This is a genomic window from Rhizobium sp. AC27/96, assembly GCF_001692325.1.
GTDB lineage: Bacteria > Pseudomonadota > Alphaproteobacteria > Rhizobiales > Rhizobiaceae > Rhizobium.
Genome location: NZ_LXKN01000018.1, coordinates 359875 through 381213 on the forward strand (window position 1 = coordinate 359875; position 21339 = coordinate 381213).

Sequence of the window (21339 nt, forward strand, 5' to 3'; positions counted from 1 at the left end):
CGGCCCTCCGGGCGACGACTAGAATTCAACAGCCTCCGACTGTTCCGCCTTTCTTTGCAACGAGCGTGCCAGATGAGTGACGCAGTGATAAATAACTGATTTATAATGATTTAATTCTCGCCCGACGCAGCAAGCTCGTTGGCGTGTGCGAAATTCCACACAGCTCCGATTGCGATGTGCGCGAAAACATGCACAATATCGCAATGCTGCAGCGCCCACCCACAGAACGATTTTTGACGCCGGAACAATTGAGCCGACGATCCCGCAGGGTCTGGCTGATATTCGCACTCCTATGCGCCGCCGTTATTGGCGCTACCCTGTACGGCGCCAATTTCTACGGCCGCATCACCGCGATGGAGACATTGCAGCGGCAGGGACATACGGATGCAAACCTCAAGGTCGCTCTTTTGCGGGCGGTGCTCGAGCGCCCGCGGGCGCTGCCATTGTTGCTGGCGGACGACCAGCAGGTGCGCGACGCGCTCGCCGGGCGGGAGCCGGATGCCGTCGTGTCCCTCGATCGCAAACTGGAAAGCCTGGTTTCCGGCACGAGCGCATCAGTTCTCTACGTCGTCGGCAAGGACGGCATCGCTATGGCCTCCAGCAACTGGCGAGAGCCTCTGAGCTTCGTCGGTAATGATTATTCGTTCCGCGACTACTTCCGAAAAGCCATGGAGACGGGAACGGCCGAGCATTATGCGCTTGGTACCGTCAGCAACCGCCCCGGTCTCTATATTTCCCGCCGCGTTGGCGAACCCGGTTCCGCCCTTGGCGTCGTGGTCGTCAAGATGGAATTCGACCAGTTGGAGGCAGACTGGAGCGAGACCGGCCGCCCCGCCTATGTCACCGATGAGCATGGCGTCGTCCTGATCACCAGCCTGCCCTCCTGGCGCTTTATGACCACGTCGCCGCTTTCGCGTGAGGCGGCGGCAACCATCCGCAAGAGCCTGCAGTTTGGCACAGCCCCTCTTTCGCCGCTGCCGATCAACCGGCCGGAAGCAGTGGGTCCGGACGCAACCATCGTCCGCGCCATCCTGCCTGGCAGCAGCGCCGCGGAATATCTGCGGCTGACGACCACGATCCCGTCGACACCCTGGCAGCTCGGCTACCTGGTTCCCACCGATCAGGCAATTGTATCCTCCGTGCGCGAGACGCGCTTTTTCGCGCTGACCGTCCTTTTGCCGATCCTGGCCTTCGCCGCCTTCCTGCTGCGCCGGCGCCATGTTTCCGCGATGCAGATTGCCGTGAGCCGGATTGCCCGCGAGGAGCTGGAGCGGCGCGTGCTGGAGCGAACCGAAGACCTCAGCCGCGCTCGCGATCGACTTGAGGCGGAGATTGCCGACCACCGCACGACCGAAGCGAAGCTGCAAGGGGTCCAGCAGGATCTCGTGCAGGCCAACCGTCTTGCCATTCTCGGCCAGGTCGCCGCTGGCGTCGCTCATGAAATCAACCAGCCGCTCGCAACGATCCGCGCCTATGCCGAGAATGCCAATATCTTTCTCGAGAGGCAGCAGAGCGAACCGGTCAAGGACAATCTGTCTGCCATCGCAGCGCTGACGGAACGGATCAGCACGATTACCGAAGAGCTCAAGGCCTTTGCTCGCAAGGGCCGAACGGCAGCGGAGCCGGTGGACCTGAGAAGCGTGATCGAAGGCGCCGTCATTCTGTTGAGAAGCCGCTTCGCCGGTCGCCTCGATGCGCTTGAGATCGAGTTGCCGCCGCCGGGCCTCAACGTTGTCGGCACGAGGATCCGGCTCGAGCAGGTGTTGATCAACCTCTTTCAGAACGCTCTTGAAGCGCTTGAAGGTCGAGAAAACGCGAAAGTCGAGGTTTCGGTACAGGAGACGACCGATGATGTCGAAATCATCGTCTCGGATAATGGCCCGGGTATTCCCATCGCTATTCTCGATTCGCTCTTCACGCCATTCAATACTTCCAAGGAAAAGGGTCTCGGGCTCGGCCTCGTCATTTCCAAGGATATCGTCGTCGATTATGGCGGCCGTATCGAAGTCGAGAGCGATGCTGACGGTACCCGTTTCACCATCCATTTGCGCAGGGCCACGACATGAACGACAGCTCCCCGGTCTTTCTCATCGATGATGACAAGGATCTGTTGAAGGCAACGAAACAGACGCTTGAGCTCGCCGGTTTTGCCGTCTCGGCCTTCGCGACCGCAAGTGACGCGCTCGCCGCGCTCGCCGCCCTAGCCCCCGGCTTCGCTGGGGTCGTCGTTTCGGATATCCGCATGCCACAGATGGACGGACAGCAGCTCTTCGCTCACATCAAGGAGCGCGACGCCGATCTGCCGGTTATCCTGGTGACCGGCCACGGCGATATTCCGATGGCGGTACAGGCGATCCAGGACGGCGCCTATGATTTCATCGCCAAACCCTTCGCCACCGACCGGCTGGTCCAGAGCGTGCGGCGAGCCGCCGAGAAGCGCCGGCTTGTTCTCGAAAACCGCTCGCTTCGCCTCGCTGCGGAGCAGGCACAGGGCGATCTTCCGCTCATCGGCCAGACCCTGGCGATGGAGCGCCTGCGCCACACGTTGCGGCAGATCGCCGATACGGATGTCGATGTGCTGATAACCGGCGAAACGGGCAGCGGCAAGGAAGTTGTTGCCAGCCTGCTGCATCGCTGGAGCCGCCGTGCGAAAGGCAATTTCGTGGCGCTCAACTGCGGCGCCCTTCCCGAAACCGTGATCGAAAGCGAACTCTTCGGTCATGAGCCCGGCGCATTCACCGGCGCGCAGAAGAAGCGCATCGGGCGCATCGAATATGCAAGCTCAGGCACGCTGTTTCTCGACGAGATCGAGAGCATGCCGCCTGCAATTCAAGTGCAGTTGCTACGCGTTCTGGAGATGCGGGAGGTGACGCCGCTCGGTACCAACGAGGTCCGGCCGATCGATCTGCGCGTCGTGGCAGCGGCAAAGGTCGATCTTGGCGACCCCGCCCAGCGCGGCGACTTCCGCGAGGATCTGTATTATCGGCTCAATGTCGTCACTCTTTCCATTCCGCCGCTGCGCGAGCGGCGCGACGATATTCCCCTGCTATTCGGGTATTTCGCCGAGCGCGCAGCGAGCCGCTTCAAACGCGAAGCACCTGCTGTCTCCACCACGGTGCGCCGCCATCTGCAGCAGCATGACTGGCCTGGAAACGTTCGCGAACTGGCCCATTTTGCCGAACGCTTTGTGCTCGGCCTTGAGAGCACGACGATGCCGAAGCTCGGGGACGCACCTGCCACGGATGCCGCACTCACATTGCCAGCACGGATCGAACGTTATGAGGCGGAGCTCATCCGCGAGACCTTGTCGCAGAACAACGGCGATGTTCGCCGCACCATCGAAGCACTCGGAATCCCAAGGAAAACCTTCTACGACAAACTGCAGCGACACGGCATCGTGAGAGGCGAATTTGCCGGCTTCGACGGGGATGACAGCCGAAATTCCTGAAGCAATGGCTTAGGCGCTTGCGAGCAGAGCTTGTCCGTGGCCAGATTCGGCCGATATCCGGGCAGCCATGTCGGCCGTTCTATCAAGAACAGTCATGGCTTGCGCTATGAGATCCGATAGCGCTGCAGCGCCTTCGCAAGCCGCAACAATCAGAGGCGCGCTCAGGCAGATTCTAAGGGCGCTTGCCGGAACATCACCGAAATCGGCGCAACGAACAGGCTGTCCGATACGAACAGCGGCAAGCTCGCCTTCTTCGATTGCCAGCTGCTTGTAAACGCTTGCAGTTTCGGCCGCCGTCAAAACGCCGGCGCCATGGGGGTTGCGCAGATAAAACGAGATGATCGAAGGAATCTCGTCCCAGCGGCGGATCGACGATGCGCCCCAAAGATTGCTTCGATCAAGCGGCCTTGTATCCAGGAGATCGAAAGCGGCATCGCTCTCAAGCCGTGCGGTGACAGCTTCCGCGAAGGCAGTGAGAACCGCAATCACCTTTTCCTGGGGGATGGCGAAGAAGCGTTCGAGTTCAAACAAAGCCGCCTTCCAGCGCAGCAGCAGCCCAAAATTGGCACGATGAGTTAAGGCTTCACGTGCTGCCCAGCCTTCCGGCCATTCCGCCTTGCCGCAGTAATCGGCAAGCGCTGCGGGCACGGCTCGGTGCCTGAAGCGCTCCGATACTGGTGGCGGGCAAAGGAGTGCGCCGCTGAAAATCGGCCCGGCCAAAAATTTCGAACCCGTCAGGGCCACCATGAAATCGTGCGCGAGATAGGCACGGATTGTTGCTGCCGACAGCCGGAACTGGCAGGCGTCGATCATGATGTCGAGTATGGCGCCGAAGCGTGCCTTCAGGCGCAGAGCCGTTTCCAGACTTGGAGCCAACAGGCTCGTTTTGGACACATCAGTCACGACGAGCAGGCATCTGAGGCCGGCGGCGCGGGCAAGCTCGATCAGACCCCGCAGCTCTTCCTCGACTTCGAGATCGGTGCGTAGCGAGCCGTCCTTGTTGCGCACGGCCACGGTCGCGTTCCGTGTGGCATCGCCCTCTCTCAGCTCTTCGCCTTTCGCGACGGCTTGGTCGCTGCTGACGCGCGCCATGAAATGCCGCCCGGACGCGGCCATCATCACACCGCTGCCTGTCTCATTGCCCATCAAAGTGATCGTCATCAAAGGCTGATCATCTTCGCGCGCCAGGAGAGCTGCGGCGAAGAGATGGATGTCCGTGCCCGATGTCGCCAATATGGCATCGACGCGTGACTGGTCAGACGATTGATTAAGGCCGAGCAGACGCAAGAGATCATGGCGAACCTGTCCGATTTCGCGCTCGTAGATCTCGGTGGCCAAACCGCTTTCCATCTCATGCCGTAACCCGGAATAATAGGTGCTTACGGCGGAAAACGCCGCCGCGGAAATGGTGGATGCTGTCGACGAGCCGAAGGCGAGATCGCGCGGGCGGGGTGACGGACCATGGCCATACATGTTGAGGCCCGTGGTTTCGTCGCAATCCAGTCTCTCGTCGCCACCCGAGATCAGGCATCTCAGAAGAGCCGCCTCCCCCGTCTCCAACCGTTGCACCGGTGTGCCTGCAGCCACATTCCTGTCCTGGGCACGGTGGTCAACGATCTGCGGCATGGAGAAGCAATCCTCTGGCATCATGGTTCGGAACGCCTTGCATGAATGCCCAGCGTTCTATTCGGCCAGCAGAAAGTTGCCAGCAGCCGCACATTAGGCCAAGCAAGATGGAGCGAGGCTGACTTGGCGATCGTGGGCCTAGTCGTTCAACAACAGAGGCAACAAAAAACTCGCGGCTTTGGGCCGCGAGTTCATCAGGATCGGGAGCGAAATCCGAACGTCAGCTGGCGGGCGCGATCTTGTCCTGCGTCTTAGTATCGAAATCGCTGGCATCGTGGCGCTCGCGCAATTGCTCGGATGGGTCGCCCGACATGCGGTTGACCATTCGGCCGCGCTTGACGGCCGGCCGTGCGTAGATCTGCTCGGCCCAGCGCTGAACGTTCTTATAGTCCTGCACCTGCAGGAATTCGGCCGCGCCATACTGCCAGCCCTTGGCGAGACCGCCGTACCAGGGCCAGATTGCGATATCGGCGATCGTGTATTCGCTGCCGGCAATATATTCGCTCTCAGCCAGACGACGGTCGAGCACGTCGAGTTCGCGCTTCACTTCCATGGCAAAGCGATCGATCGCATATTCGATCTTTGTCGGTGCATAGGCGAAGAAATGGCCGAAGCCACCGCCGAGATAGGGCGCGCTGCCCATCTGCCAGAACAGCCAGGACAGGCATTCGGCGCGGGCCGGCTGCTCGGTCGGCAGGAAGACGCCGAACTTTTCGGCGAGATAGGTCAGGATCGATCCCGATTCGAACACGCGGATCGGCGTGGGGCCGCTGCGATCCAGCAAGGCCGGGATCTTGGAGTTGGGATTGACGTCGACAAAGCCGCTGCCGAACTGGTCGCCATCGCCGATCTTGATCAGCCAGGCATCATACTCGGCGCCGCTATGGCCAAGCGCCAGCAGTTCCTCGAGCATGATGGTGACCTTCACGCCATTCGGCGTGCCCAGCGAATAAAGCTGCAGCGGGTGGCGTCCCACAGGCAGTTCCTTTTCATGGGTAGGCCCGGCGATCGGCCGGTTGATATTGGCGAACTGGCCGCCATTCGCCTTGTTCCAGGTCCAGACTTTAGGGGGCGTGTATTCGGCAGAACCGGTCATGGGCATCCTCTCATTTTCAGTGAATCAGATTGGGCGTGCTCATCGATGTAGCGCGCTACGTCAGTCGCACATAGTAGCGGCAGTTCATTTTTGCGAGAGGAGCGCGAGCCGCTTTTTGGATGGTGCCGGATAAAACGAAAAAAGCCTGCCGCGGGAGGAGGTGCGGCAGGCTTTCGGCAATAATGAACAGCGCACGGGAGGAGGAGTGGCGCTGTTCGCGCAGACGACCCTTGGGAGGAGGAGTAGGGCGTCTGCAGAGCGAAGGGATGCGGGAGGAGGTGCATCGCTTCGATGAGTAGAAAATACCAGTCTTTTGCTCAGTTCATAGGCATTTCTTTGCAGGGCAGTTATGCGCTATGCGAAAAGCTTAAGGCTGGGGCCGTGCATTTTTTCGGCAACCGGAGCAGCGGCGGCTGCCTTGCGGACAAAACAAAAGCGCCTGCTCGGGAGGAAGCAGGCGCCAGGAAATACGGCTCTAAATTCAGTCGTCGGGCTATTAGCCAGCGATGGCTGCGCGGGCGACATTGCGGATTTCGCCGCGATCGATACCGAGGTCATGCAGTTCGCGCGTGGACACGCGACCCAGTTCGGCAACCGTCTGACGGTACTTGCGCCAGTTATTGAAAGAGCGTGCTACGTTCATGATGATCCCCTTTCCTTGGGTATTCGAAGCTGAGCTGCCGTGCTTGGCGCTTCGTTCGCTCCGATGAGGAATATATAGTGCAAACTCCTTTCTTTTTGCAGCGCGAAGGTGGCACTGCACCCATGCAACTGATGCATGGATTGCCGGAGGATTTGGGTGCGGGATCGAGCCGCCGCCTGCCCTGCTTTGCGATTTGCTGATGACAGAGCCGCCTTTGTCTGCGAAAACAGCCGGATTGAGAGACAGGGGCGTCCGCTGTTCGGCGGGCTGAGAAGCACCCTTTGAACCTGAACCAGATCATGCTGGCGGAGGGAGTCGCTCGGGGCCTTGCAGTTTCCCATGCCGCCCCTCGCGTCTCGCCCGCCTGAAAGGGCGATATGCAAGACGACACCAATCCCGCCACTCTGCTCGGCGCCATGCGGGCGAATCCGCCGCTGGTGCAATGCATCACCAATTTCGTGGCCATGAACATCGCCGCAAACGTGATGCTCGCGGCCGGCGCATCGCCCGCCATGGTTCACGCAGAGGAAGAGGCGGCCGAATTCGCCGCCATTTCCGGAGCCCTGACCATCAACATCGGCACCTTGTCGGCGGGATGGCTCGCCGGCATGCTTTCAGCGGCGCAATCGGCGAAAAAGGCCGGCAAGCCATGGGTGCTCGATCCGGTCGCGCACTACGCAACCGCGTTCCGGCGCCAGGCGGTGGCGCAATTGCTGGAGCTGCAGCCGACGATCATCCGCGGCAATGCCTCGGAAATTATCGCACTTGCCGGCGGCGCCAGCCGCGGCCAGGGCGTCGATAGCCGCGATCCCGTAGAACTGGCCGAGGATGCGGCAAGACAACTCGCTCAAACGCACGGCTGCGTCGTTGCCGTGACCGGCGTTACCGATTTGGTCACTGACGGACAGAAGACGCGGCGCATAGAAGGCGGATCGGCACTCATGCCACAGGTCACCGCACTCGGCTGCTCGCTGACCTGCCTTGTCGGGGCTTTCGCGGCGACCACGCCCGACAATGCTTTCGACGCAACGGTGGCGGCGCTTGCTGTCTTTGCGGTTGCCGGAGAGCAGGCAGGAGCGGCGGCCGATGGCCCCGGCTCCTTCTCCTGGCGCTTCCTCGATGCGCTGACCGCCCTCGATGCGGAAACGCTTTCCGCCAAAGCCAGGATTTTGACGGCATGAAGACCTTCGATCTCTCACTCTACCTCGTTCTCGACCCCGTACTCTGCGCCGATATCGGCATGGTCGAAACTGCGCGTGCCGCAGTCGCCGGCGGCGCGACCATCGTGCAATTGCGCGACAAGCATGCGTCGACCGCAGCCATGATCGAGACCGGCCTTGCCCTCAAGCAAGCGCTGGCCGGCAGCAATGCCCTTCTTATCGTCAACGACGATGTCGAGGCTGCCATCGCCATCCGTGCCGATGGCCTGCATATCGGCCAGGAAGATCTGGATGCCGGCGAGGCCCGCCGCCGGGTCGGGCCGGAGATGATTCTCGGCCTCTCGGTGGAGACGGAAGCTCTCGCCGCGGCCATTGATGCCAATGTCGTCGACTACGTCGGTGTCGGCCCTGTCTTTGCGACACCGACCAAACCCGACCATAAGCACCCAATCGGCTTTGACGGCCTGGCCCGCATCATCAAACTCTGCCCGGTTCCGACAGTCGCCATCGGCGGCCTGAAGGCTGAACATGCTGCCGATGCCCTCGCTGCCGGTGCCGATGGATTGGCTGTCGTCTCGGCAATCTGCGGCAAGCCCGACCCCGAGACTGCAACAGTCCTTATTGCTCAAGCCATCAAGGAGGCGCGCAAATGATCCGCAATGTCCTCTCCATCGCCGGCTCCGACCCCTCCGGCGGCGCGGGTATTCAGGCCGATCTGAAGGCCTTCTCGGCACGCGGCGTCTACGGCATGGCCGTTCTCACGGCATTGACGGCCCAGAACACTCAAGGCGTTACCGGCGTCCATCCCGTACCGCCGCAATTCGTTGCCGATCAGATCGCCGCGATCTTCGCCGACATACGCGTCGATGCTGTCAAGATCGGCATGATCGCCAATGCGGCGATCGCGGAGGCCGTTGCCGATAGTCTGGCGCGGCATCGCGACGTTCCTATCGTCCTCGACCCGGTGATGATCGCCAAGGGCGGTGCGGCCCTTCTTGCTGCAGACGCCGTCGATGTGCTGACCCGTCGGCTGTTGCCGCTGGCAACGGTGCTGACGCCGAACCTGCCGGAAGCGGCGGCCTTGTTGCATGAAACCGAGGCAAAGAGCCGCGAAGACATGGCGCGTCAGGCCCTTGCCCTGGCCAAGCTCGGCCCCGCTGCCGTTCTGGTGAAAGGCGGCCACCTCGAAGGTCGTGAGAGCCCAGACGTGCTGGCCAGCGCCGGAGCCCTCACCTGGTTCGAGGCCGATCGCTTGCCGACAAAGAACACGCATGGAACCGGCTGCACGCTTTCCAGCGCCATTGCCGCCGAAATCGCCAAAGGGCGGCCGCTGCCACAGGCCGTTGCTTCCGCCAAAGACTATCTCGCAAACGCAGTGGCCGCCGCCGGCCAGCTTTCGGTCGGCAGCGGCCACGGACCCGTGCAGCATTTCCATGCGCTATGGGCAAACAATGAAGGAGTTGAAAAATGAGCCTGCCAATCAAGGACCAAGTCGTCATCGTCTCCGGCGCCGGGCGCGGTCTGGGCGCCGCCATCGCTGCAGCCTTTGCCCGCGAAGGCGCGAAAGTCGCGATCAACTACCGTGCAAGCCGCCAGCAAGCGGAAGCACTGGCCGCAGAGCTGGGCGATCGCGCGAGGGCATTCCAGGCCGATATGCGCAGCCTCGCCGAAACGGAGCGGCTTGTTGCTGACGTAACGGCCCATTTCGGCGCACCGACGACCGTCGTTCACAATGCACTGGCAGACTTCAGCTTCAATGGTGACGCACGCTCGAAACTGGACGCCTTGAGCTGGGCCGAGATGGCGAAGCAGCTTGAGACGGCTCTCCAGGGCGCGCTCAACCTCATTCAGGCGGCGCGGCCGGGCATGGCGGCAGCGGGATTTGGCCGCGTCGTCACGATCGGCACCAACCTCTTCCAGAATCCGGTCGTGCCCTATCACGACTATACGGCGGCCAAGGCAGCGCTCTTGTCACTGACCCGTACGGCTGCCGCGGAACTCGGGCCGCTCGGAATTACCGTCAACATGGTTTCCGGCGGTCTGCTCCGGACCACAGATGCCAGCAGCGCCACACCTGAGGCCGTCTTCGACATCATCGCAGCCAATACGCCACTGCGTCGCGTCACCACGCCGGAAGAAGCGGCCGACGCAATTCTCTTCTTCGCAAGCCCTTGGGCACGCGCGGTGACCGGGCAGAACCTGATCGTCGATGGCGGATTGGTGTTTGGCTGATCGCAATAGGAGGCGATGACCCATGGTCGCCGCCTCCATCTCTGGATGGACGATCAGGCCCAGCCCATGGTCAGCACGCCGAAGAGGATGACGACACCCAGTACGACGCGGTAGATCACGAAAGGCCAGGTGGAGAAGCGCTCCAAGAAGCGCATCAGGCCCCAGATGGTCACGAAGGACGATATGCTGCCGACAATGAGGCCGACGAGCAGAACAGACCATGCTTCCATCGGAATATGGGCCTTGTAGAGCTCGAACAGCTCCTTCAAGCCGGCAAGCGCGATAGCCGGAAGCCCGAGCAGGAATGAGAACCGAGCGGCCTCATCGCGTTGCAGGCCAAGGAAAAGCGCGCCGGTCAAAGTCGAGCCCGAGCGCGATACGCCCGGTATAAGCGCGCCGACCTGGGTGATGCCGACAAACAGGGCATCAACCAGGGTCATCTCTTCGATGTTCTTTCTGTGGCGGCTGTAAAGTTCCGCGACGGCCAGAAGAATGCCCATCACAAGGCAGGCAATGCCGATGACCCACAGGCTGCGAAACGACGTGCCGCAGGCATTCAGCGAAGACGACAGCAGCAGGCCCGCGATCACGATCGGGATCGTGGCGATGATAATGGCAACCGCAAGCCTTATTGCGGGTGAACGCCAATTCCTGCTTCTTACGGCGTCGAGCGACCCGAAGGTGACAAAGCGGACGTCGCTCCAGAAATAAGAGACAATCGCCGCCAGCGCGGCGAGCTGCATAGTCGCCGAAAACGCCGAACCAGGATCCTGCCAGCCGAGCAAAGCCGGCACCAGGCGCATATGGGCGGTGGAGGAAACCGGCAGGAGCTCCGTCAATCCCTGCACGACACCCAGAAAAGCAATTTTGGCATAGCCCAGGGCGACAAAGCCCGTGTCTACGCCCTGTGTACAAACATCAGCCACGTTTCGATATCCTCAGTTCTTAAGTGGGGGCTTAGCGCCGGAATGGCGCGATGAACCTTGCTGCGAAACAATTTTTGGCACGTTAGCGGCCGCGCATGTCGAATGCGTTACCGATCCCGCATCAAGAATCGAGGCGGAGGATAGGTGGAGAGGCTGAACTCTATCTGAAATTACCGGCTTTATTTTTGTGAGCCAATGAAATCCCTGGCTCAAGAGTCATTATGAAGGTCAAGCAGATGCCGCGGCCTTATTCGCGACTAGCTTCCCAAGCATTTCACCAAGCTGAGCTGGCGCTAATGCCGCCTCGCACGCTAACGCGGCGGCAGTAAACCATCTGAGTTCGGTGTGTTCATCATCGACAAGGCGTGGAACGCCGCGCCACCCATCGATGTGATAGATATGGAACCTGGCGGATACCTCAGGCGGCCCTTCTGAAACAAATGTGCCGAGAAGCTGCCAGCGCTCCGGCGTCACGTCGATTTCTTCCATCAGTTCTCGGCACATGGCGGTTTCGGCGCCTTCGCCATCCTCAATGTGGCCACCCGGGAGGCTCCAGCAATTTGGATGCGCCTTGCGTTTGGGACCTCGCCTTGCGAGCAGAACAGTTCCGTTCCGGGTCAGGGCACCGAGCGCAATGTCATGCATCTCCGTCTCCTCGCGATCATGCTTGCGCCGCTCGATTTTCCAAAGATCGACGGGATCCTAGCCGTCGTCCTCGGGCAGCGACTGCATGTAACGGATGATGCCATAAAATCCGATGAAGAGGACGATGGCGCCGATTGCACGATGGAGATCATGCAGCATCGTGTGATGATGCCTGATCAGAAGGCACGTCAAATTATAGATGGCTATCGCAAGCGCCGTCATGACGGGAGCCAGGACGAGCGCCATATTCCGCTGGATGAAGTTGGTCATCACGCACCTCTTATTTATCTCCCGAGATTCCACGAGGATTGAGGAGGAATTGCGACAGATATACGCGCCTTGCCGAAAGTAGCACGGCCGCCGCGTCAAGCCGAACATGTCTATTTGGTATAGAGCGCGCGTGATCTTTCCAGGTGCTTCAGCACCGCTGCCTCGGCGCCATCGGCGTCGTTCTCAGCGAGCCGCCCGAGGATCTCCTCGTGCTCGACCAGCGTGAACTTCTCCTTGCCGGTCCAGATCAGCATGTCCGTATGGTAGGCCTTCAGCCAGGCCAGCATGGCTTCGCTGACGGCAACAAAGATCGGGTTGCCTGATATCTGGGCGATGCGTGTGTGAAACTGCATGTCGGCTGCGATGAATTCCTCGGCATGGCCGAGGAAGGCGCGCTGGCGCTCGATGATGTCCTTGAGGTCAGCGACATCTTTTTCGCTTGCGCGCGCTGCTGCTTCTCGCGCCATGCCACGCTCAAAGAAAATACGCGCGCTCTTCAGATGCTCCAGAGAGTCAGACGACTGCGACAGCATGATCTTCGCCGTCAGATCCACCTGCCGGAAAATCGACTGTGCCGTGAGCTGCAGCACCTTTGCCCGCTCGCCGTGGGAAATATTCACCAGCCCCATATTGGCAAGCGACTGCATGGCCTCGCGGATCGCCGGCCGGCCAACGCCGAACCGCTCCATAAGAACACGCTCCGACGGCATTTCATCACCCGGCTTGAGTTCTCCCGATGTGATCAACCGCTCCAACCGGTCGAAGACTTCATCGGAAAGCTTCCGGCGTACAATTTGTTCGGCTGGCTGACCCATGGAACCCCGCTTGCTCAAAGCTCTGCCTCCCTTATGCATTTTTGCTTGGCGTGGCGGAAGCCCATATGGAACGGCTTGCCGGCTATCGAACAAAAAAATCGTTGCAGAAGTTGGGATACTCATTATACCAGATTACCAGTTTACGCCACGCGAAAATCGTCGGCGCAAGGAGCTATCAGCCACTTATGACCATCACCATCACCTATCGCATCGAAACACCGGGCAGCATCGAGGCGATGGCCCGCAAGATTGCCAGCGATCAGTCCACAGGCACCTTCGTCGCAGTTCCCGGTGAAACGGAAGAGCTAAAGGCGCGTGTTGCCGCGCGAGTAATCGCGATCCGGCCGCTTGCTGACGCTGCGCGACCGACATGGCCCGAGGTCGCGGAAGGTCACGGCCCCATCCGTCGGGCTGATGTCGATATCGCCTTTCCGCTCGATGCCATCGGCACGGATCTCGCGGCACTGATGACGATTGCTATCGGCGGTGTCTATTCGATCAAGGGCATGACCGGCATCCGCGTCGTCGATATGAAGTTGCCCGAAGCCTTTCGCGATGCTCATCCCGGCCCGCAATTCGGCGTTGCCGGCAGCATGCGGCTTACCGGCGTCAGCGGCCGCCCGATCATCGGCACGATCGTCAAGCCGGCGCTGGGATTGCGGCCACAGGAGACGGCAGCGCTCGTCAGCGAGTTGATCGGCTCGGGCGTCGACTTCATCAAGGACGACGAGAAGCTCATGAGCCCGGCCTATTCGCCGCTGAAGGAACGTGTCGAGGCGATCATGCCGCTGATCCGCGATCACGAGCAGAAGACCGGCAAGAAGGTGATGTACGCTTTTGGTATTTCGCATGCCGACCCCGACGAGATGATGCGCAACCATGATCTGGTGCTGAAGGCCGGTGGCAATTGCGCCGTCGTCAACATCAACTCAGTCGGCTTCGGCGGCATGAGTTTTCTGCGTAAGCGTTCCGGGCTGGTATTGCACGCCCATCGCAATGGCTGGGACGTGCTCACCCGCCATCCCGGCGCCGGCATGGACTTCAAAGTCTACCAGCAGTTCTGGCGCCTGCTCGGCGTCGACCAGTTCCAGATCAATGGCATCAGGGTCAAATACTGGGAGCCCGACGACAGCTTCGTCGAGTCCTTCAAGGCCATCAGCACGCCGCTCTTCGATCAATCCGATTGTCCCCTACCCGTGGCCGGCTCAGGCCAGTGGGGCGGTCAGGCGCCGGAAACCTACCAGCGCACCGGGCGGACCACGGATCTCCTCTATCTTTGCGGCGGCGGCATCGTCAGCCATCCCTTCGGTCCGGCGGCTGGCGTTCGCGCCATCCAGCAGGCGTGGCAGGCCGCCGTTTCCGACATTCCGCTTGAGGATTATGCCAGGGATCATCCGGAGCTTGCCGCTTCGATCGCAAAATTCAGCGACGGCAAGGACGCGTGAGCGCAATGTCCAATCTTCTTCTCAGCTATTATGGCGATGATTTCACGGGCTCCACCGATGTCATGGAGGCGCTGGCTTCGAATGGGGTGCCGACAGTGCTGTTTCTCGGCATTCCTAGCGCCGCCATGCTGGAGCGTTTCAAGGATTGCCGCGCCATCGGCATCGCCGGCACCAGCCGCAGCGAGACGCCCGAATGGATGGGACGCCATCTGACGCCGGTATTCTCATGGCTGAAGAGCCTGAACGCTGCGATCTGCCACTACAAGGTTTGCTCGACATTCGATTCCAGCCCGAAGATCGGCAATATCGGCAAGGCCATCGAAATCGGCAGGGCGCTCTTTAATCCGTCGATTGTTCCGGTCGTCGTCGGCGCGCCGCAGCTTAGGCGCTATACCGCCTTCGGCCATCTCTTCGCCGCCTATCAGGGCCAGGTCTTCCGCATCGACCGCCACCCCGTCATGAGCCGGCACCCTGTCACGCCAATGGATGAGGCCGATCTTGCTGTTCATCTCCGCAAGCAGACATCCCTGCCCGTTAGCCTCGCCGATCTCACGACCATGGTGGCCCCGGACGCCGATGAGCGGATCGATGTGCTTGCAAGGGAGGGTGACGGCATCCTGCTCATGGACGTCGATAGCCCGGAAACGCAGGCAGCCGCCGGCCGCCAGCTATGGCACCTTAAAGGCAAAGGCAACGCCTTCGTCGCTGGCTCTTCCGGGGTCGAATATGCCCTGCTGAACGCCTGGCGCGACGAAGGGTTGATCGGACCGAAGCCGGAATTCCAGCAGCCAGGCAAAGTCGAGCGCCTCGCCGTCGTTTCCGGCAGCGTCTCCCCCACGACCGAGCGACAAATTCGCCGGGCGACGACAGAGGGCTTCGAGGGGATCGCCGTCGATCCGCTGGAGTTGATCGGCGAAAATGCCGAGCGCGCGCTGGAGATAGCAGCCAATGCTGGCGCTGCCGGTCTGAAGGAAGGTCGCAGCGTTATCCTCCATACCGCCCTTGGACCTTCGGCTGATCGAGGCGGCGATATCGATCGCATTCCCGGCGCTCGCCACCGCCTCGGGCAAGCTCTAGGCATCCTTCTCCGACGCCTGATCGAGCAGGAAAGCCTCGGTCGCGCTGTTATCGCCGGCGGCGATACGTCGAGTCACGCACTACAGGAACTGCGCGTCGAGGCACTCACCACCCTTTTGCCATTGCCGCAAACCCCAGGATCACCGCTCTGCACTGCGCATGGCAGCTACGCACCGACAAACGGTTTGCAGATTGCCCTCAAGGGTGGACAGGTCGGGACTGATGATTACTTCGCGCAGATCCGCGACGGCAGAGGTTCGTAGGCGGAAGCGCCATTTTCTGGCCGACACATTGGCATACTCATTGACTCATCATACCAGTTACGATATCACGATTTGAACGTGAACGAGGTGTTATCATGACTGCAATTGCTCTTTTCGGCGCCGGCGGCAAAATGGGCTACCGGCTCGCCAAGAATCTGAAAGGCTCGCGCTTCGACGTGCGCCATGTCGAGGTCGGCGACGCTGGCAAGGCGCGCCTGAAGAACGATCTTGCCATCGATTGCGTCCCGGCGGACGCCGCGCTTGATGGCGCTGATGTGGTCATCCTCGCCGTTCCGGATACGGCGATCGGCAAGGTTGCTGCCGGCATTGTCGACAAGCTCAAGCCCGGCACGATGGTCGTCGCTCTCGACGCCGCCGCGCCCTTTGCCGGCCATCTGCCGCAGCGCGCAGATCTCACCTATTTCGTCACCCACCCCTGCCACCCACCGATCTTCAACGATGAAACGGACATGCAGGCGAAGAAGGACCATTTCGGCGGCCTCTTCGCCAAGCAGCACATCGTTTCGGCTCTGATGCAGGGACCGGAAAGCGCCTATACGCTCGGCGAGGAAATCGCCAAGGTCATCTGGGCGCCGGTCATGCGCTCGCACCGCGTCACCGTCGAGCAGATGGCGATGCTGGAGCCCGGCCTTTCCGAGACGGTGTGCGCATCCCTGCTTGTCGTCATGCGTCAGGCGATGGATGAATGCGTTGCCCGCGGCGTGCCGGCGGAAGCCGCCCGTGACTTTCTGCTTGGTCATATGAACGTGCTCGGCGCGGTGATCTTCAAGGAAGTCGACGGTGTATTCTCCGATGCCTGCAACAAGGCAATCGAGTTCGGCATCCCCGCCTTGATGCGCGACGACTGGAAAAATGTCTTCGAACCGCAGGAAATCGCCGCCAGCATCCAGCGCATTACCTGATGACATCCGAGGGAGGGCTTCTGGCCCTCCCTTTGTCGCCTTGTCGGGAACTGCGCGTGTTTCGCACCCGGAAGGAGGCGACGAAACTGAGTGACATGAATGCAAATGACATAGGCAGGCTGACATGACAGACATCAAGGGCGCTTTGATCGGTTGCGGCTTCTTCGCGGTCAATCAGATGCACGCCTGGCAAAACGTCGACGGTGCCCATATCGTTGCGATCTGCGACCGCGATCCCGAGCGGCTGAAGATCGTCGGCGACCAGTTTGGCATCGAGCGCCGCTATGCCGATGCCGGCGCGATGTTTGCCGATGGCGGCTTCGATTTCGTCGATATCGCGACGACAGTGCAAAGCCACCGCGCGCTAGTGGAAATGGCCGCCGCCCACAAGATGCCGGCAATCTGCCAGAAGCCCTTTGCAAAGACGCTTGATGATGCGAAGGCAATGGTGGAAGCCTGCGCACAAGCTGGCATTCCCCTTATGGTCCATGAGAACTTCCGCTGGCAGACGCCTATTCAAGCCGTGAAAAGCGTCCTGTCATCGGGTGCAATCGGGGAGCCATTCTGGGGTCGCTTCTCCTTCCGATCGGGCTACGATGTCTTTTCCGGCCAGCCATATCTGGCCGAAGGCGAGCGTTTCATCATTGAGGATCTCGGCATCCACACGCTCGATATCGCCCGCTTCATCCTTGGTGACGTCAGCTCGCTGACGGCCCGCACCAAACGGGTCAATCCGAAGATCAAGGGCGAAGATGTCGCTACCATTCTGCTCGATCACGAAAGCGGCGCGACATCGATCGTGGATGTCAGCTATGCCACCAAGCTCGCAACCGAGCCATTTCCGGAAACGCTGATCGAGCTTGATGGCACGAAGGGCACGATCCGGCTTTCCCAGGGCTATCGCCTGGAGGTCAATGGTCCTGACGGGCTGATCGTTTCCGACGCGTCACCTCGTCTTCTCCCTTGGGCTTCACGCCCATGGCACAACATCCAGAAGAGCGTTCTGGCGATCCAGCAACACTGGACCGATCGTCTGGCCGATGGCGGCGAGATCTCGACATCAGGCGCCGACAATCTCAAGACTCTGGCACTTGTCGAGGCTGCCTATGAGAGTGCGGCTGGCGGACATGCCGTCGATATCGGAGCAATGCTGCGATGACGACGGACATCGATCCGTTTCCGCTTTACGGTACGCATGAAGCCGAAACGCCTGCGCTTCAATTGACGGCCGGAAAACTTGTCGTTGACTTCAAAAACGGCAACCTGCGCAGCATCAGCTATGGCGGCGCCGAGGTGCTGCGCGCAATCTCCTATCTCGTGCGCGATCGAGATTGGGGCACCTACGCTCCATACGTCGAAAATCTGCGTATACAGCAACAGCCGAACGGCTTCTCGGTCAGCTATCTGGCCCGCTACACCGGGCCGGATGATACCGAACTTGTCGTTGACGTACGGATCGCCGCGCAGGCGGGCGAGCCCCTGATCTTCGAGGCGGACGCCCTGTCTGCGACCGGTTTTGAAACGAACCGCTGCGGCTTCTGCATCCTGCATCCAATCGTCGGCGTCGCGGGTATGCCAGTGTCGATCGAGCACGTCGATGGCACTCGCGAAGATACGCATTTCCCGGACCTCATAGACCCGTGGCAGCCCTTCAAGGATATGCGCGCGATCACCCATCGCGTCACGCCGAGTGTCACGGCGGAATGCCGCATGGAGGGCGACCCCTTCGAAATGGAAGACCAGCGCAACTGGTCGGATGCGTCCTACAAGACCTATGTCCGTCCCCTCGCCTTGCCATGGCCCTATCAGATAACGGTGGGCGAGCCAGTACGGCAGCGCGTCGTGCTGACCGTCGGCGAGATGAGCCGTTCACCGGCAAATCCGCTCCCTCCTTCCGAAAATACAGCGCCGATCAGCCTTGGCCTTACTGCAAGGTCGGGTATCATGCCTGCGATCGGGCTCATCATCACGCCGGAGGAAGCGGCTGCAACGCTCAGGGCTCGCGATAAGCTCGCCGAGATCACGCCGCAGGAACTGCTGTTCCACTTCGACCCGAATGCCGGCCATGGCGGTGATGCCTTTAAATCCTTCGCTGCCATCGCGAAACTCCACGCCGGCAAATCGACTTTGGAAATTGCGCTGCCGTGCCGTCAGACACCGCTTGCCGAAGCAAGGCAAATCGCGGCCTGGATGCACGCTGCCAACTTCGACCCCGATGCAATCGTGATGTCTCCCTCCGTTGACCGGCAATCGACCCCGCCGGGCAGTGAATGGCCGGAATGTCCGCCGCTGGATGATGTCTATTCGGCCGCACATGCAGCCTTTCCCGGCATGCGTCTGGGTGGCGGCATGCTCAGCTATTTCACGGAACTCAACCGCAAGCGGGTTCCCGCAGAACCGCTCGATTTCATCACTCATTGTACCAATCCCATCGTGCATGCAGCCGATGACCTCAGCGTCATGCAGACGCTGGAGGCATTGCCGTTCATCACCCGCTCCGTGCGCGCCATTTATGGCAACAGGCACTATCGCATTGGCCCGTCGACCATACCCATGCGACAGAACCCTTATGGCAGCCGGACGATGGACAATCCTGGCGGCGCACGCGTGGCCATGGCCAATTCGGACCCCCGCCACAATGCCCGTTTTGGCGAAGCCTTCGCTTTCGGCTATGCCGCTCGCGTGCTTGATGCCGAGCTGGAGTGCCTGACGCTTTCCGCACTGACCGGGCCTTTCGGCCTCATCGCCGGCGACAACGAACCATCCCCAGCAGGCGCCAATCGCCCGATCTTCAACTCGATCGCGACGCTTGCTCGTCTTGCCGGCAGCCGCTGGCGCGAGTGTCTGTCGTCCGACCCATCCTCTGTGCTCGCCTTCCTCACCGCGCGCACAGGCACGCAACGAGAATTGCATCTGGTCAACATCACCCCTGCGCCGCGCCGTATCGAGCTCGGAGCCCTTCGCCTCGCTGACCACCCCGGAAAAGACATCCTCACGCTGCGAGCCTATGAGGTCGCTTCCGTGAGTTTGATGGATTGACCTGAACTCGCAGACGCGCATGTTAGTCCCAACAATCGCAGTGATTTGGGAGGACCGGCGTGAAGACGAAGAAACTGATCAACGAGGGTGCGGCCGCCGTCGACGAGATGCTGGCGGGCATCCTCGCAGCTCATCCACGACACCTGCGCGCCCTCGACCAATCGCCACGCTCGATCGTTGCGAAGCACGGACCGCGACCCGGCAAGGTCGGCGTGGTCATCGGCGGCGGCTCAGGACATGAGCCGAGCTTCCTCGGTTTCGTCGGCAAGGGACTTGCCGATGCAGCCGCGATCGGCAACGTCTTTGCCTCGCCGCCACCCGACCCGATCATCGAATGCGCCAAGGCCGTCGACGGTGGCGTCGGCGTACTGTTCCTCTATGGCAATTATGCCGGCGACGTCATGAATTTCGACATGGCGGCCGAGATGCTTGCCATGGATGATATCGAGGTCCGCACGGTCGTCACGACCGATGATATCGCTTCCGCATCGCCGGAGCAAAAGGAGCGCCGGCGCGGCGTTGCGGGCAATGTCTTCGTCTTCAAGGCTGCGGGTGCCGCCTGCGATATGATGTATGGCTTCGACGAGGTCGAACGCGTTGCGCGCTGGGCCAATGAGCGGACGTTTACGATGGGCGTCGCGCTCTCCCCCTGCTCCCTGCCGCAGACCTTAAAGCCGAATTTCGAACTCGGGGCCGATGAAATGGAGATCGGCATGGGTATTCATGGCGAACCAGGCATTGCGCGCGGCCCGCTGAAACCGGCGGATGAGGTGGTGGACGAACTGCTCGGCAAGATACTGCACGAGATGAAACCCGCGCGCGGCGATCGCGTTGCCGTACTCGTCAATTCGCTGGGCTCGACGCCATTGATGGAACTCTACATCATGATGCGCAAGGTGAAATTGATGCTCGACGATGCGGGCCTGGTTATCCATCTGTCGCTGGTCGGCAACTACTGTACCTCGCTGGAAATGGCCGGCGCCTCGATCACGCTGATGCACCTCGATGACGAGCTCCAGCGGTTGATCGACCATCCCTGCGATTGCGCCATGTTCCGCTCCGGCGAGGCTCTGCAATGACTGTTGCGACTGTGGAAGACCTGAAATCGCTGTTTACTGATATCGCCGAGGCTATGGCACGTGAAAAGGATCGCCTCTGCGAGCTTGATGGCGTGATCGGCGATGCTGATCACGGTATCGCCATGGAACTAGGCTTCGCGGCCGCTGCCAAGGCCGTTTCTGAGCTGGATGAAACGGCCGATCCGACGCTCGTGTTCAACACGGCGGCCAAATCATTCCTCAATGCCGTCGGTGCTTCTTCCGGTCCGCTTTATGCAACAGCACTCATGCGGGCAGGAGCATCCGCGAAAGGCAAAACGTCTTTGAACGATGATGACATGGTCGAGATCGTTGCGGCGTTCGCCAAGGGAATTCAAGACCGCGGCAAGGCGGAGGTCGGCGAGAAGACGATGGTCGATGCTTGGGCGCCTGCCGCTGCGGCTTGTCGATCTGCCCGTGAACAGGGCCAGCCTCTTGCCGCCTGCCTGACCGCGGCACTGGAGGCGGCAAAAGTGGGAGCGGAAGCAACCAAGGACATGATCGCCGCAAAAGGCCGCTCATCCCGGCTTGGTGACCGCGCCCTGGGCCATATGGATCCGGGAGCCGCTTCGGCCGTCGTCGTGATCTCGTGCCTGCATGCGCATTTCTCGCCATAGTGATGATGAACTCATCA

General features: G+C 60.8%; 20 protein-coding genes and 1 riboswitch. Of the genes, 13 read left to right on the top strand and 7 right to left on the bottom strand.

Annotated features, from left to right (window positions below; translation table 11 throughout):
* Positions 1-188 precede the first annotated feature (188 nt).
* Positions 189-2066, top strand: coding sequence for a sensor histidine kinase (locus tag A6U86_RS15330; RefSeq protein ID WP_068393969.1), 1878 nt, complete (start codon positions 189-191; stop codon positions 2064-2066).
* Positions 2063-3448 carry a sigma-54 dependent transcriptional regulator gene (locus tag A6U86_RS15335; RefSeq protein ID WP_068392670.1) on the top strand — a complete coding sequence of 462 codons (1386 nt, stop codon included), beginning with the start codon at positions 2063-2065 and terminating at the stop codon, positions 3446-3448. Before A6U86_RS15330 ends, A6U86_RS15335 begins: the two co-directional genes overlap by 4 nt.
* 9 nt (positions 3449-3457) lie before the next feature.
* Here the strand turns inward: A6U86_RS15335 and A6U86_RS15340 are convergent, their stop codons facing one another.
* The 3 genes from A6U86_RS15340 to A6U86_RS15350 form a co-directional block, all read right to left on the bottom strand.
* Complete coding sequence (locus A6U86_RS15340; RefSeq protein ID WP_068393970.1) at positions 3458-5074, bottom strand: hypothetical protein; 1617 nt, start codon at positions 5072-5074, stop codon at positions 3458-3460.
* A 220-nt stretch (positions 5075-5294) separates the two neighbouring features.
* The gene (gene yghU, locus A6U86_RS15345) at positions 5295-6170 is read right to left on the bottom strand and encodes a glutathione-dependent disulfide-bond oxidoreductase (RefSeq protein ID WP_068393971.1); all 876 of its coding nucleotides are present in this window, start codon (positions 6168-6170) and stop codon (positions 5295-5297) included.
* Positions 6171-6666: 496 nt separating this feature from the next.
* Positions 6667-6813: a DUF1127 domain-containing protein gene (locus A6U86_RS15350; protein ID WP_068393972.1), complete on the bottom strand. Its 147-nt coding sequence runs from the start codon at positions 6811-6813 to the stop codon at positions 6667-6669.
* Between the two features lie 234 nt (positions 6814-7047).
* A riboswitch (TPP riboswitch) is annotated at positions 7048-7144 on the top strand.
* A 46-nt stretch (positions 7145-7190) separates the two neighbouring features.
* Here A6U86_RS15350 and thiM point away from each other — a divergent pair.
* The 4 genes from thiM to A6U86_RS15370 are packed head-to-tail and all read left to right on the top strand — an operon-like array spanning position 7191 to position 10205.
* A complete protein-coding gene (thiM, locus tag A6U86_RS15355; RefSeq protein ID WP_068392673.1) occupies positions 7191-7994 on the top strand; it encodes a hydroxyethylthiazole kinase in 804 nt (267 codons plus the stop codon).
* Positions 7991-8626 carry a thiamine phosphate synthase gene (gene thiE / locus A6U86_RS15360; RefSeq protein ID WP_068392674.1) on the top strand — a complete coding sequence of 212 codons (636 nt, stop codon included), beginning with the start codon at positions 7991-7993 and terminating at the stop codon, positions 8624-8626. Before thiM ends, thiE begins: the two co-directional genes overlap by 4 nt.
* Positions 8623-9444 (top strand): bifunctional hydroxymethylpyrimidine kinase/phosphomethylpyrimidine kinase, encoded by an 822-nt coding sequence (gene thiD, locus A6U86_RS15365; RefSeq protein ID WP_068392676.1) that lies wholly within the window; start codon positions 8623-8625, stop codon positions 9442-9444. Before thiE ends, thiD begins: the two co-directional genes overlap by 4 nt.
* The gene (locus tag A6U86_RS15370; RefSeq protein WP_068392678.1) at positions 9441-10205 is read left to right on the top strand and encodes a 3-oxoacyl-ACP reductase; all 765 of its coding nucleotides are present in this window, start codon (positions 9441-9443) and stop codon (positions 10203-10205) included. Before thiD ends, A6U86_RS15370 begins: the two co-directional genes overlap by 4 nt.
* Positions 10206-10258: 53 nt before the next feature.
* On the opposite strand, the gene A6U86_RS15375 is transcribed toward A6U86_RS15370, so the two are convergent.
* The 4 genes from A6U86_RS15375 to A6U86_RS15390 all read right to left on the bottom strand — a co-directional run bounded on the left by A6U86_RS15375 (position 10259) and on the right by A6U86_RS15390 (position 12861).
* Complete coding sequence (locus tag A6U86_RS15375; protein WP_068392683.1) at positions 10259-11131, bottom strand: undecaprenyl-diphosphate phosphatase; 873 nt, start codon at positions 11129-11131, stop codon at positions 10259-10261.
* A gap of 228 nt (positions 11132-11359) precedes the next feature.
* Entirely contained in the window at positions 11360-11776 is a 417-nt protein-coding gene (locus A6U86_RS15380; protein ID WP_068392685.1) for an NUDIX hydrolase, read from the bottom strand.
* Between the two features lie 57 nt (positions 11777-11833).
* Positions 11834-12046 (bottom strand): hypothetical protein, encoded by a 213-nt coding sequence (locus A6U86_RS15385; RefSeq protein WP_068392687.1) that lies wholly within the window; start codon positions 12044-12046, stop codon positions 11834-11836.
* A gap of 110 nt (positions 12047-12156) precedes the next feature.
* On the bottom strand, positions 12157-12861 hold the full coding sequence (locus A6U86_RS15390; protein ID WP_068392691.1) for a transcriptional regulator NanR: 705 nt from the start codon (positions 12859-12861) through the stop codon (positions 12157-12159).
* 185 nt (positions 12862-13046) lie between these two features.
* Between A6U86_RS15390 and oiaX the strand changes: the two genes are divergently transcribed.
* The 7 genes from oiaX (at position 13047) to dhaL (ending at position 21322) form a co-directional block, all read left to right on the top strand.
* A complete protein-coding gene (gene oiaX, locus A6U86_RS15395) occupies positions 13047-14306 on the top strand; it encodes a 3-oxo-isoapionate-4-phosphate decarboxylase OiaX (RefSeq protein ID WP_068392695.1) in 1260 nt (419 codons plus the stop codon).
* A 5-nt stretch (positions 14307-14311) separates the two neighbouring features.
* Positions 14312-15646, top strand: a complete 1335-nt coding sequence (locus A6U86_RS15400; RefSeq protein ID WP_068392697.1) for a four-carbon acid sugar kinase family protein — start codon at positions 14312-14314, stop codon at positions 15644-15646.
* Between the two features lie 95 nt (positions 15647-15741).
* On the top strand, positions 15742-16569 hold the full coding sequence (locus tag A6U86_RS15405; protein WP_068392700.1) for a phosphogluconate dehydrogenase C-terminal domain-containing protein: 828 nt from the start codon (positions 15742-15744) through the stop codon (positions 16567-16569).
* Positions 16570-16693: 124 nt separating this feature from the next.
* Complete coding sequence (locus A6U86_RS15410) at positions 16694-17728, top strand: Gfo/Idh/MocA family protein (protein ID WP_068392702.1); 1035 nt, start codon at positions 16694-16696, stop codon at positions 17726-17728.
* Positions 17725-19608, top strand: a complete 1884-nt coding sequence (locus tag A6U86_RS15415; protein WP_068392704.1) for a hypothetical protein — start codon at positions 17725-17727, stop codon at positions 19606-19608. Before A6U86_RS15410 ends, A6U86_RS15415 begins: the two co-directional genes overlap by 4 nt.
* Positions 19609-19667: 59 nt before the next feature.
* Positions 19668-20687, top strand: coding sequence for a dihydroxyacetone kinase subunit DhaK (locus A6U86_RS15420; protein WP_068392706.1), 1020 nt, complete (start codon positions 19668-19670; stop codon positions 20685-20687).
* Entirely contained in the window at positions 20684-21322 is a 639-nt protein-coding gene (gene dhaL, locus A6U86_RS15425; protein WP_068392709.1) for a dihydroxyacetone kinase subunit DhaL, read from the top strand. Before A6U86_RS15420 ends, dhaL begins: the two co-directional genes overlap by 4 nt.
* Positions 21323-21339: the final 17 nt, after the last annotated feature.

Bases quoted from the DNA above. Each gene is read 5' to 3' on its own strand.
- A6U86_RS15370 (WP_068392678.1), top strand. From the start codon at position 9,441: ATGAGCCTGCCAATCAAGGACCAAGTCGTCATCGTCTCCGGCGCCGGG.
- thiD (WP_068392676.1), top strand. From the start codon at position 8,623: ATGATCCGCAATGTCCTCTCCATCGCCGGCTCCGACCCCTCCGGCGGC.
- A6U86_RS15385 (WP_068392687.1), bottom strand. From the start codon at position 12,046: ATGACCAACTTCATCCAGCGGAATATGGCGCTCGTCCTGGCTCCCGTC.
- A6U86_RS15400 (WP_068392697.1), top strand. From the start codon at position 14,312: ATGTCCAATCTTCTTCTCAGCTATTATGGCGATGATTTCACGGGCTCC.
- A6U86_RS15330 (WP_068393969.1), top strand. From the start codon at position 189: ATGCACAATATCGCAATGCTGCAGCGCCCACCCACAGAACGATTTTTG.
- oiaX (WP_068392695.1), top strand. From the start codon at position 13,047: ATGACCATCACCATCACCTATCGCATCGAAACACCGGGCAGCATCGAG.
- A6U86_RS15350 (WP_068393972.1), bottom strand. From the start codon at position 6,813: ATGAACGTAGCACGCTCTTTCAATAACTGGCGCAAGTACCGTCAGACG.
- yghU (WP_068393971.1), bottom strand. From the start codon at position 6,170: ATGACCGGTTCTGCCGAATACACGCCCCCTAAAGTCTGGACCTGGAAC.
- A6U86_RS15390 (WP_068392691.1), bottom strand. From the start codon at position 12,861: ATGGGTCAGCCAGCCGAACAAATTGTACGCCGGAAGCTTTCCGATGAA.
- thiM (WP_068392673.1), top strand. From the start codon at position 7,191: ATGCAAGACGACACCAATCCCGCCACTCTGCTCGGCGCCATGCGGGCG.
- A6U86_RS15410 (WP_068392702.1), top strand. From the start codon at position 16,694: ATGACAGACATCAAGGGCGCTTTGATCGGTTGCGGCTTCTTCGCGGTC.
- A6U86_RS15415 (WP_068392704.1), top strand. From the start codon at position 17,725: ATGACGACGGACATCGATCCGTTTCCGCTTTACGGTACGCATGAAGCC.
- A6U86_RS15335 (WP_068392670.1), top strand. From the start codon at position 2,063: ATGAACGACAGCTCCCCGGTCTTTCTCATCGATGATGACAAGGATCTG.
- thiE (WP_068392674.1), top strand. From the start codon at position 7,991: ATGAAGACCTTCGATCTCTCACTCTACCTCGTTCTCGACCCCGTACTC.
- A6U86_RS15340 (WP_068393970.1), bottom strand. From the start codon at position 5,074: ATGCCGCAGATCGTTGACCACCGTGCCCAGGACAGGAATGTGGCTGCA.
- A6U86_RS15405 (WP_068392700.1), top strand. From the start codon at position 15,742: ATGACTGCAATTGCTCTTTTCGGCGCCGGCGGCAAAATGGGCTACCGG.
- dhaL (WP_068392709.1), top strand. From the start codon at position 20,684: ATGACTGTTGCGACTGTGGAAGACCTGAAATCGCTGTTTACTGATATC.
- A6U86_RS15380 (WP_068392685.1), bottom strand. From the start codon at position 11,776: ATGCATGACATTGCGCTCGGTGCCCTGACCCGGAACGGAACTGTTCTG.